The organism is Clostridioides sp. LIBA-7602 (assembly GCF_056688945.1).
The window spans coordinates 1-16,667 of sequence record NZ_CP196992.1 but is presented as its reverse complement, the minus strand read 5'-3'; the positions used below and the strand labels follow the sequence as shown (position 1 = coordinate 16,667).

The 16,667-nt window shown below is 24.0% G+C and carries 12 protein-coding genes; 8 read left to right on the top strand and 4 right to left on the bottom strand.

Translation table 11 applies throughout. The features are described 5' to 3' along the window. Positions 1-33 precede the first annotated feature (33 nt). The gene (locus tag ACTG45_RS19930; RefSeq protein WP_021383427.1) at positions 34-1,275 is read right to left on the bottom strand and encodes a M56 family metallopeptidase; all 1,242 of its coding nucleotides are present in this window, start codon (positions 1,273-1,275) and stop codon (positions 34-36) included. 12 nt (positions 1,276-1,287) lie between these two features. Beyond that, entirely contained in the window at positions 1,288-1,656 is a 369-nt protein-coding gene (locus ACTG45_RS19925; protein WP_021383418.1) for a BlaI/MecI/CopY family transcriptional regulator, read from the bottom strand. A 380-nt stretch (positions 1,657-2,036) separates the two neighbouring features. Between ACTG45_RS19925 and ACTG45_RS19920 the strand changes: the two genes are divergently transcribed. Together ACTG45_RS19920 and ACTG45_RS19915 are read left to right on the top strand one after the other, a co-directional pair. Then, positions 2,037-2,999: a hypothetical protein gene (locus ACTG45_RS19920; RefSeq protein WP_054269390.1), complete on the top strand. Its 963-nt coding sequence runs from the start codon at positions 2,037-2,039 to the stop codon at positions 2,997-2,999. Between the two features lie 27 nt (positions 3,000-3,026). Beyond that, positions 3,027-8,390 carry a DUF960 family protein gene (locus ACTG45_RS19915; RefSeq protein WP_102822255.1) on the top strand — a complete coding sequence of 1,788 codons (5,364 nt, stop codon included), beginning with the start codon at positions 3,027-3,029 and terminating at the stop codon, positions 8,388-8,390. Positions 8,391-8,437: 47 nt separating this feature from the next. On the opposite strand, the gene ACTG45_RS19910 is transcribed toward ACTG45_RS19915, so the two are convergent. Then, the gene (locus ACTG45_RS19910) at positions 8,438-8,965 is read right to left on the bottom strand and encodes an AbrB/MazE/SpoVT family DNA-binding domain-containing protein (protein WP_102822254.1); all 528 of its coding nucleotides are present in this window, start codon (positions 8,963-8,965) and stop codon (positions 8,438-8,440) included. A 198-nt stretch (positions 8,966-9,163) separates the two neighbouring features. On the opposite strand from ACTG45_RS19910, the gene ACTG45_RS19905 reads away from it, so the two are divergent. The 6 genes from ACTG45_RS19905 (at position 9,164) to ACTG45_RS19880 (ending at position 14,193) form a co-directional block, all read left to right on the top strand. Further along, on the top strand, positions 9,164-11,155 hold the full coding sequence (locus tag ACTG45_RS19905) for a hypothetical protein (protein ID WP_479920305.1): 1,992 nt from the start codon (positions 9,164-9,166) through the stop codon (positions 11,153-11,155). Between the two features lie 96 nt (positions 11,156-11,251). After that, positions 11,252-11,800, top strand: coding sequence for an RNA polymerase sigma factor (locus ACTG45_RS19900; protein WP_021383439.1), 549 nt, complete (start codon positions 11,252-11,254; stop codon positions 11,798-11,800). Beyond that, positions 11,793-12,497, top strand: a complete 705-nt coding sequence (locus tag ACTG45_RS19895) for a DUF4367 domain-containing protein (protein ID WP_021383420.1) — start codon at positions 11,793-11,795, stop codon at positions 12,495-12,497. Before ACTG45_RS19900 ends, ACTG45_RS19895 begins: the two co-directional genes overlap by 8 nt. A 78-nt stretch (positions 12,498-12,575) precedes the next feature. After that, complete coding sequence (locus ACTG45_RS19890) at positions 12,576-12,995, top strand: hypothetical protein (protein WP_102822253.1); 420 nt, start codon at positions 12,576-12,578, stop codon at positions 12,993-12,995. Between the two features lie 87 nt (positions 12,996-13,082). Beyond that, positions 13,083-13,787, top strand: coding sequence for a geobacillin-26 family protein (locus ACTG45_RS19885; RefSeq protein ID WP_021383423.1), 705 nt, complete (start codon positions 13,083-13,085; stop codon positions 13,785-13,787). A 19-nt stretch (positions 13,788-13,806) separates the two neighbouring features. After that, entirely contained in the window at positions 13,807-14,193 is a 387-nt protein-coding gene (locus tag ACTG45_RS19880; protein ID WP_021383350.1) for a hypothetical protein, read from the top strand. A gap of 1,289 nt (positions 14,194-15,482) precedes the next feature. Here the strand turns inward: ACTG45_RS19880 and ACTG45_RS19875 are convergent. Then, positions 15,483-16,667, bottom strand: a 1,185-nt coding sequence (locus ACTG45_RS19875) for a replication initiator protein A (RefSeq protein ID WP_102822251.1), incomplete at its 5' end; no start/stop codon positions are given.

Sequence of the window (16,667 nt, the reverse complement as noted above, 5' to 3'; positions counted from 1 at the left end):
ACTGATAGAATTATTTTCTATCAGTTTTTTATTTTAATCAACTTTAAATCTTCCTATAATCTTCACACCTTCTTTATCATAAAGAGGTATACTTTTTTTAAATATATTAAAACTTCTTTTTCTTGTATATAAAACGGCTTCTTCTGGTGTTCTCGGTTGATTATCACAATCGTACAAATCTCTTTGTCTTACATACCCTACTTTCTTTCCTATACCTAGAGCTTGTATAAGTTCTGGCTCAATTAGATTTCCATTTGAATCTGTTACAGATGGACCATATGTCTCTCCATTTTTATTATAGCTAATCTTACCATCAGTATCTCCTAATATATTTTCATTTGGCTCAGAATTAGCATTAATAGAAAACATAGACCCAACTATTATAAAAGTTAATAAAAACTTAAAACCTAGATTAATTTTCCTTTTATCTTCATTAAACATACGATTCAACCTCTTTTTTAAAATAATATTTTTTTCATTTCGAAACTGAGATACACATGTTGAATATTTTAATGTTTTTTTATATTTTATTGTATCTAATATTAGATATGCATATTCTTCGATTTCACTTGAAGTATATTCATCAATTACAATTTCATCACAGGATAATTCACATAATTCATTAAATTGTTTCTTTAGTAAATGACAAATTGGATTAAACCAGTGTATTGTACATACAATACTAACCATAGCTTTAAATAAGTTATCTTTCCTTTTATAATGAACTAATTCATGTCTAAATATAAAGTTTAACTCTCTACTACTATATTCTTTTTCTGGAATTATTATTTTATAATCTCTTAATCCTATAATAGCAGGAGAATAAATCCCTTTAACTCTATATACTTTAAATCTTCTATTTATATTTAATTTTTTTACTTGGGCATCTAATACATTAATAATATCTGCATCCAAAACTTCTTCTTGTAAATTTTCTACATAGTTATAAAATTTATAATTAGCTTTTAGATGGCAAAAAGATATTAATATAATACCTAGTATCCAAATATACATAAATATGTCTAGATTAATACTATAACCATATGATATATAGCTATCAATACTATGTTTATAACTCTTAATTATGTTATTGTTGATAGCCAATATATTTAAATTTATTTTAGATATAAATAACATTCTAAATATTATTAAAATACACATTAAATAATAAAACTTATAACCATATCTATTTACTTTTTTAGTAAATAAAATAAACAAAAGAATTGGTACACTTATATAAATGTTTAATTTCAAAATCTCGATAAAAAGTTCCATAAGATAATTCTCCTACTTTCTTTTTTTTATCCATTTTTCAAGCTCTTTTATATCATCATCTGATATTTCATTTTCACAACCTAGTGATGAAATAAAGCTATGCATAGAATTCTTATGCATAAATTTAAAGAAATCTTTTGTTTCAAACTTCAAATACTCTTCACGTTTAACCTTAACAGTATACACAGTATTTCTACCATCTTTTTCAAACTCTAGAAATCCTTTGTCGCTTAATCGAGAAAGAACTTTTCCTGTAGTCCCTTTTGTCCATTCATGATAATCTTCCATAAAATGAGCTACTTCTCTTGCAGGTATTTTATCCATATCTTTATCCCAGATAAAATTCATAACTAACAATTCAGATTTTGGTATTTTTTTCAATTTAATCACACACCTTTAAATTTATTTTATTAGACATATGTCTAAAAGTCAATATATAAATATCATGTTATATAAATATTATATTAATACAAAGAGATGAAGTAAAAAAGTTCTATTTTTTACACTCCATATTTAATTTCTATTGTTGCGATATTGATATATAACACCATATCATTACAATTCCAGAATTTCTAGTATCTCAAAATCTTTTCGTTACTTTATAAAATCTGTTAAATGAAATGTCATAGTATATAATCAAATTTTTATTCAAAAAACTTTAAAAATTGAACCATATTGTATGTAATAAAAAAATTAGCTATTAATTAGCAACTTAAATTTAAGCTGTATAAATCAGCTACATAAAATGGGGGGAATACATTATGAAAAAAATAAATATTTCATTAAAATTATCTGAAGAGTTAGAACAAATTGTATTTGATAAAGATGAAAGAGTAAGTCTTACTTTAAAAGGTGTATTTTATGTAAATAAACTAGTAGGAGCAAGTATTTTTGAACCAGATAAAATTTATTTTGATGGAGATTATAGAGAAAATCCATATATTATTAATAATGATGATGGTTCAATTTTTAAAGTAATTTCTACCTCACTAGCAGTTTCAAATTATAATAACAATCAAATAGTAACTAAAGCAACAGTAAGTTTTAATGTAGATTCATATCTTTTAGATTCATTTGGCCATATTATTTCTGAAGATTATACAGCTGGTGAAATTTTTAAAAAAGGTACTTCAAAACTTACTGATGACAATTATGTATTGCCTATTAACTCAACATTAGAAATATGTGTAAGTTTAAAAAATACAGAAATTCAAAGAGCTTTAGGACAATATTTATTTAATAAAAATCTTGCTGATAGAAAAGCTCAATCTTTAAGCCAACGAAATGCTTTAAAAAAATTACCTCAATTTAATTGTCCAATTACTAATATAACTGGTTCATCTGGATATAGGATGGCAATTATGACAATTCCTTATTTTTATGATGATGATAAAGAAATTAAAGAAATCATCAATTGTGCAAGAACATTAAATGCTAATGTTTTAAACTGTAAACTTATAAGCATTGATAATGATGAAATCATAGATGCAGTTGATTTAGAGTATCTTAAATCTATTCAAAATTATGATGAAGAAATAAATAAAAAAGAATATTCAAATGAAAGATTAGTATTGTCAACTAAATATGCAGAGTGTAAAAAGAAGATTCCAGAAAAAATAACAAAAGCAATAAATATATTGTTCCCTGACCTCGATTTAGAAGAAGTAAAAAGCTTAAATAATAAAGAAATAAAACTTCTAATACAGTATGCAGAAACATTATAAAATAATTTAACTTATAAGGAGAAAACAATGAGTAATTTAATAAATTTTTTTAAAACTAAATTTAATGAAATAAATCAAAATGGGAATCATAATAAAACCAAAAAAAAGTCAAATAAAAAGAAAAAACTTATCAAAAACCAAATTTCCTTATTTGATTTATACTTTGATAGAACAAATGATATAAAAAATTCTAATGATAATAATAAATCAAAAGAAATTATTAAAAAAGATATAAAAAAATCCTATAGGAACGATTTAAACAACTGTTTTCAAAATAATTTTACTAAACAAATTACAAATCTCAAATCAAAAATTAGTGAGAAGAAATCAGATATATCTGATTTCTTTTTATCAAGAGAAAATCTATCAACTAATAACTCAGACCGTTATCAAAATAATTTAAATGCTATAACTGTATTAAATAAATTAAATAACTCACAAAAGGATATTACTCTTAATGATAAAACTATTTTATCTAAGTATGTTGGGTGGGGTGGTCTTTCAAAAAAGTTTACTGAAGGTTCTAAAAGTGATGAAGAATTAAAAAAGCTTTTAGGTGATTACTATGACAGTGCAAAAGCTTCATGTTTAACTAGTTTCTATACTCCTGCAATAGTTATAAAGTTTATCTATAGAGTATTGAATAAATTAGGTTTTGAAAAAGGCCGTATACTTGATCCAGCTTGTGGAACAGGTAGATTTTTAGGATTCATGCCTGAAGATATGTATTATAATTCTAAAATATTAGGTATTGAAATGGATAAATTAAGTTCTGATATTGCTACACACTTATATCCATCTTCTAAAATAATAAATATTAAATATGAAGATAGCAAAATAAAAAATGAAAGTATTGATTTATGTATAACAAATGTTCCATTTAGTAATATTCATCCATATGATACAGAGGATAAATATCTAAATAAATATAATTTAAACATTCATGATTATTACTTTGTAAAATCAATTGAAAAAGTCAGAGATATGGGATTAATTATATTTATAACAACATCTGGGACATTAGATAAAACAGATACTACCATTAGAAAAATTATCAATGAAAAATGTGATTTTATAGGTTCTATAAGATTACCAATTGAAGTTTTTTGTGATACAGATACAACTACAGATATAATATTTTTAAGAAAGAACAAAAATAAATTATCTTCTGAGAACTGGATAGATGTTGTCAACTATGAAGATTTCTATATAAATAATTATTACAAAAATAATCCTCATATGATGTTAGGTGAAATGGAGATAGTTTCTTCTCAATTTGGTCCAAAACAAGTTCTTAAAAGTACAAAAAGTTTATCTATTAGTGATTATGATAAATTATTGAAATACTTTCCTTCAGATATCTATGAAACACCTCTAAATGATGCATATATGTATGAAGAAGAAGAATTAACGCTTTGTACTGATGATGAACTAAAAGAAGGTGAGTTCATATTAGAGAATGAATTGATTTATCAAAAGCAAGGAAAATATCTTATTCCTTCTTCTTTAATTGGTAAAAGAAAAGAAAAGTTGAAACAGTTTATAATAATTAAAGATACTATAAAAAATATAATACAAGCTCAACTTAATAACTGTACAGATAACGAATTAAATGACCTTCAGAGAAACTTAAATGCTAAATATGATAAATACATTAATGAATATGGTTTCATAAGTTCTAGAGGAAATAAGAAGCTTTTATCTGAGGATACTTTATACTATCTTGTAGCATCTTTGGAAATATATGATAAGCAAAATGATACATATAAAAAAGCTGACATGTTCTCAAAAAGAACTATAGGTAAATCAAAACCTGAAAAAAATCCTGAAAAAATAGAAGATGCTATTATGATTGCATTCAATAATTATGGATATTTAAATATGGATTATATCTGTAGCATAATGAATAAATCATATAATAATATCAAAGATGAATTATTATCTAAACAACTTGCTTATATTGACCCTTTGACAGGAGATTTAGTGGATAGAAATAGTTATTTATGTGGATATGTTAAAGAAAAATTAAAAATAGCCAAAGAAGCATCAATAAATAATAATGCTTTCTTAGTAAATGTTAAAGCACTAGAGGCTAATCAGCCTAAATATGAAACAGATGTATTTTTTAATATTTCATCTACTTGGATACCTTCCAATATAAAATCTGATTTTATTGAAAAAACATTAGAGCTTGAAAAAAATTCAATTCAACTATTATATTCAACACATCTTGGTTATTCAGTAAATTGTTCTGCTTATATACCTATAAATAAAAATGAGTTCGTATGGGGTACTAAAAGAAGAAAATCTCTATCTATTATTGAAGCAGCATTAAACATGAAGACTATAACTATTATTGATAAAGAAACACAAAATGGTAAAGAAGTTTCTGTCAAAAACTTAGAAGAAACTCAACTTGCTATGAATATATTAGATAAATGGCTTATAGCTTTTCATAACTATGTAACAAGTAATAGTTATATTCATAAAGAATTACTTGATATATACAATGAAAAGTTTATAGATTATAAAGAAAAAGAATACAAAAACATACTAAATGATGTTAGAATAAATCCTAATATAAAATTGCGAGAACATCAATTAAAAGCGGCTAGTAGAATAGTTACATCTGATTGTAACACCCTTCTATGTCATAGTGTTGGTTCAGGAAAAACTTATACAATGGTTACAGCTGCACAAGAATTAAATAGGATATCTAAAATAGATTCAAAAAGAGGTAATAAGAATCTATTTGTTATACCAAATTCGCTTTGTGAGTCTGGACAATTTGCCAAAGAATATTTTAATTTATATCCTCAAGCAAATATTTTAGCTACTACTTCAAAGGATTTCTCTAAAGCCAATAGAAGAAAAATTATAGCTAAAATCGTTACATGTAACTGGGATAGTATAATAATTCCACATTCTGTTTTAGGATTAATACCTTTAGAAGCTGAAACAGAACTAAAGTTAGTAGAATCAGACCTAAAGGAGTTAAATAAAACGCTTAAGTATTATAGAGATGAGTGTCCTGACTTTTCTATAAAAAAACTTGAAACAATAAAAGAAAGTTATTTAAATAGAATTAAGGAATTAAATGACATGCACAAAGATGAAGCTCTTCTTTCATTTGAAAAACTTGGTATAACAAACTTATTTATAGATGAAGCTCATAATTTTAAAAATTTATATTTTAATACTACTATGCAAGTACCTGGAATATCTTCTTTAAAAACAAAGAAAACTCAGGATTTATACAATAAACTAAGATATTTTAAATCTGTGAATGGAAATAAAGGTGTTACATTTGCTACAGCAACTCCTATCTCTAATAGTATTTGTGAAATGTATACTTTACTTACTTATTTAAATAAACCTTCTCTAGAACATTATGGAGTAGATACTTTTGATGCTTGGGCGAGTACCTTTGGTTCAATCATTTCTTCAATGGAAGTAGATCCAACTGGACAAGGTTTTAGATTTCAACAGAGGTTTGCTAAATTTTGTAATGTTCCAGAATTAGTTAATATATTTAGACAAGTTGCTGATGTGGTTAATATCTGTGATATAGAAAACTTAGATATTCCTAAAGTGACAGAAGGAAAACCTATAGTAGAAATTATAAAACCTACAAGCCAAATGAGAGAATATATAAATTCTCTTGTAGAGCGTGCAGAAAAAATTCATAAAGGCTCATATAATCCAAGAATAGATAATATGTTAAATGTAACTACAGATGGTCGATTAATGGCTGTGAGCCCTGCATTAGTTGGAATTAGTGGTATATCACCAAAAATAATAAAGGTTGGTGAAAATATAGCTTCTTTATATCATGAAGATAAAATAAGTACACATTTAGTATTTTGTGATCTAGGAACACCTACTGGTAATTCACATAATGTTTATGATGATATAAAAAATGAACTCCTAAAAAATAATGTTTTAGAAAAAGACATAGCATACATACATGATGCAAATACACCAGAAAAAAGAAAGAAGCTTATTGATGATTTTAATAATGGTATTATTAGAATATTAATTGGTTCTACTTCTAAAATGGGAGAGGGAACTAATTTTCAAAAACATTTAAAATCACTTCATCATGTAGATGTGCCTTGGAAACCTTCTTCAATTTCACAAAGAGAAGGTAGAATATTAAGACAAGGAAATTTAAATAAAGAAGTATCTATTTTTAGATATGTAGTTGAAGGTTCTTTTGATGCATATTCGTGGCAGACAATAGAAATAAAAGCAAAATATGTAGCTCAGATTCTTAATAATTCTTCATCTTCTAGAACTGCTGAAGATATAGGTAATCAGCTTATGAGTTATGCCGAAACAAAAGCATGTGCTTGTTCTGATGATAGAATTTTAAAATTATGTGAAATAAATAGAGAAATTCAGATAATTGAATTAAACAAAAAAGCATTTTTAAATCAAAATTTACTTACTTTACAAGATATAAAGTCAATAGAAAACTCTATAGAAGCTTTAAATATATCAATATCTAAATTAGAAGAAGATATTAAGGTATATGCTTCTAATTCTAACGATTTTAAAATAACATTAGATGGAAAAACTTATTTTGATAATAAAACAGCTATAGAAACTCTTGGAGAAATTATGGATAGTGGAAAAGTTGGTTTTTTAGGTGAAATTTATGGCCTAAATATAGTTTATGAGAAGGAGTTTACATTTGATAATAAAGTTAGAGAATTTATTTCACTTGGTAATAACTATAAATTTGAATTTTCTGCTTTGAAAACTCCTAAGACTTTAATTAAATATTTTATGGAGTATAGTAAAACTAGCACAGATAAATTAAAGAGCTTAAAAGGAATATATTTTTGTAAGAAAGATGAACTTGTATCTCTTAAGGAAGTTTTAAAAAATAAGTTTACAGAAGATGATAAATTAGAAACTCTTATGATTTCAAAAGCTAAACTTGAAAATGAGTTGAGAATTGGAAATACTGTAATAAAAGAAAATAAATTAGAAAATAATTCATCAAAAAAAGAAACGGAAAATGAATTAATAGTTATTTCAGATAATGATACAGATACATTAGATGAATCTGACATAGGACTATTCAATGGTAAAAAATATATTTCTAAAGGTGTGAAATCACAGATTTCACCTGAATTACAAAATTTTATTTGGGATCTAATAGAAAAATTAGAAGGTGACAAAGAATATATTCAAATATTTGATTTAATTCCTAGTGATTCTAATCATATATCAGTTATACATAAACAATGTTGCCCTAAATATATAGCTACCTATGAGTTACAACAAAGTATATGTGATAACTATAAAATTAATAGTGAAAAAACAATTATAGTAAAAGATGACATTAGTTATGCAGTGATGGCATTAAGTAGTGAAGATTAAGTAAATAAAAAAATGTATAAAACTTGAAAAATAGATAGATTTATAATCTATCTATTTTTCTTTTTCAGCGTTATTTTATCATTATAAATACTTATTGTAAAAATATCTTCCTCTTTTAATTCTAATCTTCTTCTCCATTTTAATGGTATCAGTATTCGTGGGCTTATTCTTCCTTCAGCATTAGGATGGAAATATATTAATTTTTCTACTTCATCTATTAAATTATTTTCTGGACCTTCATTGTCTATACTTTTTTCTATTGTAATTTTATCACTATAAAGTCTTAATCTAAATTTATCTTTTTCTTTAACATTTAGATATATTATCCAGGCTAATGGAATGCTTATTAATGATGTAATCCTTAATTTACTCTTTACAAAGATGAGTTTTTTATCTTTTTCATCTTCTAATGGCCATGCCAAGATTTTACAAATACTAACTAAAGTTGTTGTAGATATCTTATTTTTTAGTATCCTTGTGTATGTACTACTATGTATTCCTAGATATTTACAGAATTGTCCTTTTGTAAACTCAAAGTCTTTTCTCTTCAATTCTATTTTTTCAGCAATATTCATTATTTATTTTTACCTCTTTCAACAAATATTTATATTAACTACAGTAACATACTTTATGTTACTGTAGTTAATATAAAAAGTTTCAAATTTTTTTTTAAATAGCCCCATATTATAAGAAGAAATAAAAGTATAAGCTATGTATTTTAGCAAATAAAAATTAGCTGTATTTATCAGCTTAACAAAATAGGGGGTATTAAAATGTTTCAAAAACTAAACTTAACAAATGTAAAATGTTATGATGATAAAACAATAGATTTATCAAAGCCAATAGTCATAACAGGTAAAAATGGAGTAGGAAAATCATCTATCTTAGAAAGTCTTATATTTGCAATATTAGGATATATACCTGGTTGCGATAAAAAAACATCTGATATGATGAAAATATCAAAATATCAAAATGGATTTTCTGTAAAATTATATACAGACAATGGAATTATACAAAGATCCTTGAATTCAAAAAAATCAAGTGGTAGTGAAGATCTGTATTTTTCAGAATCTAAAGAGAGTAAACTTAGTGGTAAAAACAAAGATATAATAGATAAACTTGGAATAAATACAACTTTTTTTGATATTAATAATTTTCTTTCTTTAAACTCAAATGATAAATCTAAACTAATTTATTCTTTAATATCGACTGGTAAGTATGATAAACATTATCTAAGTTCAAAATTAGATAGTATTATCCCAGAAAACATATTAAATGAGTTGATGTATGCATATCAAGATAAATATTCATTTGAAGAAAATCTTAATAAATTATTAGATTATGTTTCAAATAATAAAAAGATTATATCCAATGATATAAAAGAAATTAAAGCAATTATCTTTCAGTTAACATCATTAAAATGTGATACAAAAATTGATATAAACAATAACATAGATAATGAAATTGAAAAAAAGCAGTCAGAAATTTATAAATTAAGAAATGATATAGATAATATAAAAAAAGAAACTCTAAAAAAATCTGAGATATTAAACAAATATAATAATCTCAAAAATAAAATTGAAGTAAATAAAGATAAAAAGAAAGACCTATATAGTGAAAAGGAAAAGTTGCAAAAAAATATTTTTAAACTACAAGATTTTAAATTTGATAATGAAATTAATACAAAGCTAACAGAGTTAAATAATACTTTAAAATCTCTAGAGCTTACTGGTATTGAAATTAAAAATAAAAAAACTAATATAGAAAATAAAATTAAAACTAATAATGATTTAATAAAAACAATAAATGAGAGAAATAAATTGAAAAAATGTATTATTGATGAAAATATATACTGTAACAACATGGAAGGCTTTAATTCATCAATAAATGCCTTAAACGATGAATTAAAATCCTTCTCCAATATTTATAATGATATATTAAATAAGTATAATTTAGCTAGAAAAGATTATCATGAAATTGGTAAAACTAAAAATAGTCTTTTAGAAACAATTAGTGAACAAGAAAATAAGATAAAAGAAAATAACATTGAATTATCAAATATAAAAGAAAGAATTAATAATATTGACAAAGAAATTCTGAATATAGATAATCTAACAGCTGAGTTGGAAGCATATGAGCATGCACTTAAATTATTTAATAACTCTGGTAATATAGATTTACTTGAAAAAATGTTATCTTTATCTCAAAAAGATTTAATTGATTTAAAAGATAAATGGAAACAACAATTAGATATAAAACAAAATATGATATTGTTAGAAAAAAATGAATCTATTAGAGAAGATAAAGAAATAAAATTAGAACATTACAAATCATTAGAGAAGCTTTTAAAACAAGAAAAATCCAATTTAATCAATAATGGTATAAAACCTTTTATACATTTGATGAACCAGGTTTTATTAGAAATTGGGATTAATAATAAAACTGTTTTTATTAAAAATGAAAAGAATAAGGTTGATTTTGGATTTATAATGAACTCTAAAGAGATATCTTTTGAAGCTCTATCAACTGGTGAAAGCTTGATATTTTTAATTGCTCTGATGGCTGCTATCTATCAAAGCAATGATTCATACTTTAAATTACTTGCTCTAGATAATTTAGAATTACTTGACCATGACAATTTAACATTTATTTTTAAGAACATTGATAAGTTAAATAAATACTTTGATAATATAATACTAATAGGAGTGTTAGATCACTTTAATTTAGAAGAATTCTCCAATAGTATAAATATTCATAGAATATAACATTAAAAGGGAGAGGTATTATAATACCTCTCCCTTTTAATGTTATAATGTAATGGTGTACCATTGTAGAGTTAAAATTTAAAGGAGACATATTCTATGCTAATATATTTATCATTAATTGATTCAGAAGATGACAAATTAAAGTTTGAAGAAATCTACATACAATATAAACAAATAATGTTTTATACTGCTAATAATATATTAAAAGATGAGCATCTATCAGAAGATGTTGTACATAATTCTTTTATAAAAATAATAAAAAACCTATCAAAAATTAATCAAGTTAATTGTCCCAAAACAAAAGCTTTTATCGTTATAATAGTTGAGAGAACAGCAATAGATTTATATAGAAAGAGAAAAAAACAAAATATAGTATCAATAGAAGATGATTTCTATAATACTGAAATATCAAAATCACTAATTGAAAATAATAATGAAGATTATGATGAAATTGATACAGCCATAGCAAATCTCCCACCAAATTATCGCCAAGTTATTCTCTTAAAATTTAGTCATGATTATTCTGATGCTGAAATATCAAAATTACTAAATATATCACAGGATAATGTACGTAAAAGAATACAAAGAGGAAAAAAGAAACTGAAAGAAATCTTAATTGAATTGGAGGTGCAAAGCGTTGAGTAAAATTAATATTACAGATGAGATGCTTTATAGACATGCTTCAAATGCTGAAAAAATTATTCTAGATCAATTACCACCAGACGAAGAATTAAATCATGTTTTTTCTAAAAGATTTGAAAGGAAGATGAAAAAACTAATTCGTCAAGAAAAAAGAAATCCTTTCATTAAATATACTGTTATCTATTTAAAACGAGTTGTAGTTGTATTTTTAATAGTTGTAACTGGATTATTCACAATAACTATGAGTGTTGATGCTCTTCGAAATCAATTTATCAAAATTGTAATAGAAATTTATGAAGATTTGACAGAATTTATTTTTTCTAAAGATATTCAAACTGATAAGGAACTTGATTTTATATTAAAAGAACCTAAATATATACCAAAGGGTTTCAAAGAAGTTGAAAGAGAAAGTTCTAAAGAAAGTATTTTTATTGGATATGAAAATACCAAAGGTGATGAAATAAGATACCGTTCAAATCAAATTAATTCAAGTTCTGTAATAATAGACACAGAAAACGCAGAAGTAAGTAATATAACTATAAACAAAAATAAAGCTAAGTATGTTGTCAAAGACGATACTATAATTTTATTTTGGAATGATGAAAAAGATACATATACTATATATCTAGATTCTATCAACAAAGAACACTTGAAAAATTATAAAGAAGAATTACTGAAAATTGCAGAAAACATAAAATAAAAAAATTTTTACAGAAAGTGTCACAAACCACCTTTTTATTTCGTTATCTAAGTGTAAAGAAAATAAGGGGGTGGTTTTTTGTACTATAAAAAAATCTTTTTTACAGGAGCTTGTGCCTTAACACTTATTTCATCATTTGGAATACAAGCACTGGCATATGAGCCTTTAGAAACTAGTGAATATCTAGAAGATGGAACTGTTTTTATGGTAAATATTAAAGGAGCTGGTTGTGATTTGAAAATTACTTCTGGAAAAGCTCATATCTCATGTTATGTAGATGGTAAATTAGGAACTTCAACATCTATTACAGCAAAATTACAACAAAAAAATAAATCTGGAACATGGACCAATATTTCTACCTGGTCAAATTCTAAAAAAAGTTCTTGTAGTTTATCTAAAGATGTTAGTGTATCAAAAGGACATTCTTATAGATTATCGGTAACTGTAAAAGCAGGAAATGAGAGCAAAACAATATTCAGTCCTATTAGAGTTTATTAGTTATAAATTCCATAAAATCTTGGATATTTATAAATTTAATAAAAATATTAAAATAAAAATTTGTTTTACATTAGAGGAGGAGTAAATATGAGTTTAAAAAACAGAAAAATGCGTACAATATCATTGGTTTTGATAAGTAGTTTTATGATTTCTAGTTTCCCAGTTAGTACATTCGCTTTAAGTAATAATGACAGTAACATAATATTAAGTCAAGATAAAAATATTTCTGTAAATATTCTTGAAGATAATAGTGAAAAAAGAGTTGTTGAAGTAATTAGTAATGATACAAAAACTGTAGTTACATATGATAAAATTAATAATATAATTACAGGAGATGAAGTTAATTTAAATACTGCTGAAAAGAATTATATAAATATTGATCTTAACGATACATCTTCATATGATAATGATAATAGTATATCTTCAAGAAAAGCTCAAATTACAAATTCTTCAAGATTTTCTAAAATCTATTATGCTGCTAATGGAAAGAAATGGTCAATAAAAAATACAAAAGGTTCACTTAAAGGTCGCACAGAAACAAGTAAGAACTCAGTTAATCTATACAGATTTAAAGATGCAGTAGATTCTTGCAGAAAACTAGAAAATGCATCTTCTCGTGGTATGGATACTACTAAACTTGGGTTAGCTATTGCTGGAGTTACAGCTGAAACAGGTGTTGGAGCTGTTATTGGTATTTTTACAGCTATAGGTGGAGCTTCAAGTGCTGCTTATAAGTTTTATGATTCTCTTCAGTATAGAAAAGAAGCAGACAGACTATTTAGTATGTTATAAATTATAGGAGTGGTTTTCAATGTTGATAAATTATTATGATAGGGGTTATTTCAAACAAATATATATTACAAGTATTCTTGTGATAATATTTTCGATAATATGTGCATTCAAAGTAACTTTTCTATTCTTGTTACTTGCAGGGTTTTATTTTGAACAAACATATAAGTTTTTAATAAAGTATAAAAATAAACTTTATATTTCAATTACAGATGATGATATTTTAATTGATAACAAATATATTTTCAGAGGTAAAAATACTAAAAACCATATAAAATTTGAAGATATAATAAGTGTTAATAAACAAGATAATATTATCGAAATTTTCACAAATGAAAACTCTTATTGTATATATCTAAAAGCTTTAAGCATTGAAAGCGAAGAATATCTAATAAGTAGACTAAAATAATTTTGTTGATTTTACATGTTCTAAATAAAAAGGAATATCTTTTTAGATATTTCTTTTTATTTAAGTTTTTTAAATGTTAATTTAGCACTTTTTTTTGCTTTTTTAATATAATATTTACTTTTTAAATCTTCAAATAAACAAAGCCCATTTTGAAATAAAGAATCAAAAACTACGAAAGTAACAAGTGCTTCAGTAAAAGAATCTTCTGATATAATTTTAAAAGCTTTATTTAAAATATCTGTATGAAAAAACTCCAATTTCATAAGAATATAAGATAAAAAAAGTATTAAGTAGATTAAGAGTTTTGTTAGTTCAAAAAATTTAAACTTAAATAAATCAGAAAATGCATATAGTAATATATATATATATATTGCTATAATTAGAGTAAAAGCATAACAAAAAAGTTTAGTATCATCTTGTAATGAATTAGATTTTATTTGTAACAGTATAATTAGAAAAAGAATCAATATAAAAAATACAATAATTATCATTAAAAAAATTAAAATAGATAAAATAGCTTCAAAACCTGTATTTGTTCTATTAAGAGATCTCTTTTTTAAGCTCTTAAATGTTACAATACTTGAAATGAAAATCAATAAGAGGTATAAATAAGTAATAAAATTACCAGGATAAAGACCTCTTAATTTTAATTCTAATATAATCATAATGCCTAAAATAATAGGAAAGCACTCTTCAAGTCTCAATAAATAATTAGTTACAACATTTCTAGCATCTTTTTTAAGAAAATTATATGATATAATAATAAAATATGCTAAAAGAAAAAATAGAAATTCTATAAAAAATCCAATTTTTAAAGACCAAAATTCTAAATCATAATTTATAAAAAGGAAAAAATACATAATTTCAAAAATTTGAATATTAAAACATATCCGAAAAATCCTAAATTCTTTTGAAAATTCAGTGTTAAGGCTAATTTTTTCTCGTTTTATTAACCCAAATAAAATTGTAAATAAAAAACATTCACTTAATACTAAAGATACAGACAATATAAAAGATATCTCTATATTCATATCTCTATCAAGAGATTTCAAATAATAACTCATTAAAAATGTGAGCGTTATCTGAAAGGCAATTATAAATATTATGTAATATGTATATTTGTCTTTTTCTTTGTAATACATAAAAGTCTATTCCCCCATTTCAAATTGAACACTAATTAATCTAATTTTACTATATGAGATAGAATATAAACTTTTGAAGAATCTTTCTATACATAAGTAAGTTGTATTTGACATAATACAAGTAAAGTAACTTAATAAAATATAAATTTATTCTTTGGGATATGGTAAATTATATTTTATTGCATATTCTATTGCAATTTTTTTAATTGGTGCTCCACAATTCCATTTATCTTCTACTGCCTTTTCATAAACTTTTTTATTAATATTATCATCCTCTTCTAAAATATCTTCTTTTTCTCCATACTTTACATCTTGAGAGGCTTTTATTTTTTCATTAATATAATTTTCATTTTTATTTTTTAAACTTCCATTAAAATTATCAAATTTATTTTTTGAATATTTTCTCTTAGATTTTTGTTCATTATATAATCTATTATCATTTTCAAATTCTTTAATTGTTTTAATATTTTTCTCTTTTAAATTTTCTAATATTTTCTTTATGTAGCTGTATTTTTTCTTAATATCATTTTCAGAAACATTTATAAAAATTTGTTCCCAAATTTCTATATCTAAATTATCAATGTTTTTTTCTATCAATTTTTTCATTCCTGGTTTTACTTCTTTATCAACTTTTAATTTAACATATAGATTTTCAATTTTATTGATTTTATTTTCTTCATCAACAACAACCTTAAAATCAGTATCACTAGAATCAGTATTACTATACGGTAAATTTTCCCGTTCTTGTACGGTAGTTTTTACTGTTCTTGAACGGTAGTTTTTACCGTTCAAGATTTTTTTTAGTTTTTTCTCTGAACGGTAAAAACTACCGTTCAAAGTATTTTTAAGGTTTATGGACTTATTTTTTTCTTCTTTTTCTCTATATTTTAAAATTCTTTCTCTTTCAAGTATGCGTTTTTCTTCAACATTATCTTTAAATTTATCTATATACAATGATAGTTTATTTATTTTAACATCAACCTGTTTAAGATATAAAAGATTAGATTTGCCTTGCCCTGTTTTATCTTCTTCTAATAATCCAAAATTTATAAGTTCATTTTTATAACCACGTGCAGTTTTCTCACTTACTCCTAAAAATTCACTCATAGAGATCTGATCACATTTAATAAATAACCTATTTTTATCATCATACCATTGATTTGAAAGGGACAACTTAGTTCTATCTAATAAAAATCCATATAGTATTTTAGCTTGAACTGAAAGAGGTTTCTTGTCAGATGGCTTAATATATTTATCCTCATAAAACAAAGCTTTTGGAATTTGTATATGTAATTGTTTTAAATCTTCTTCTACTGTAAAATAATCTCCCAT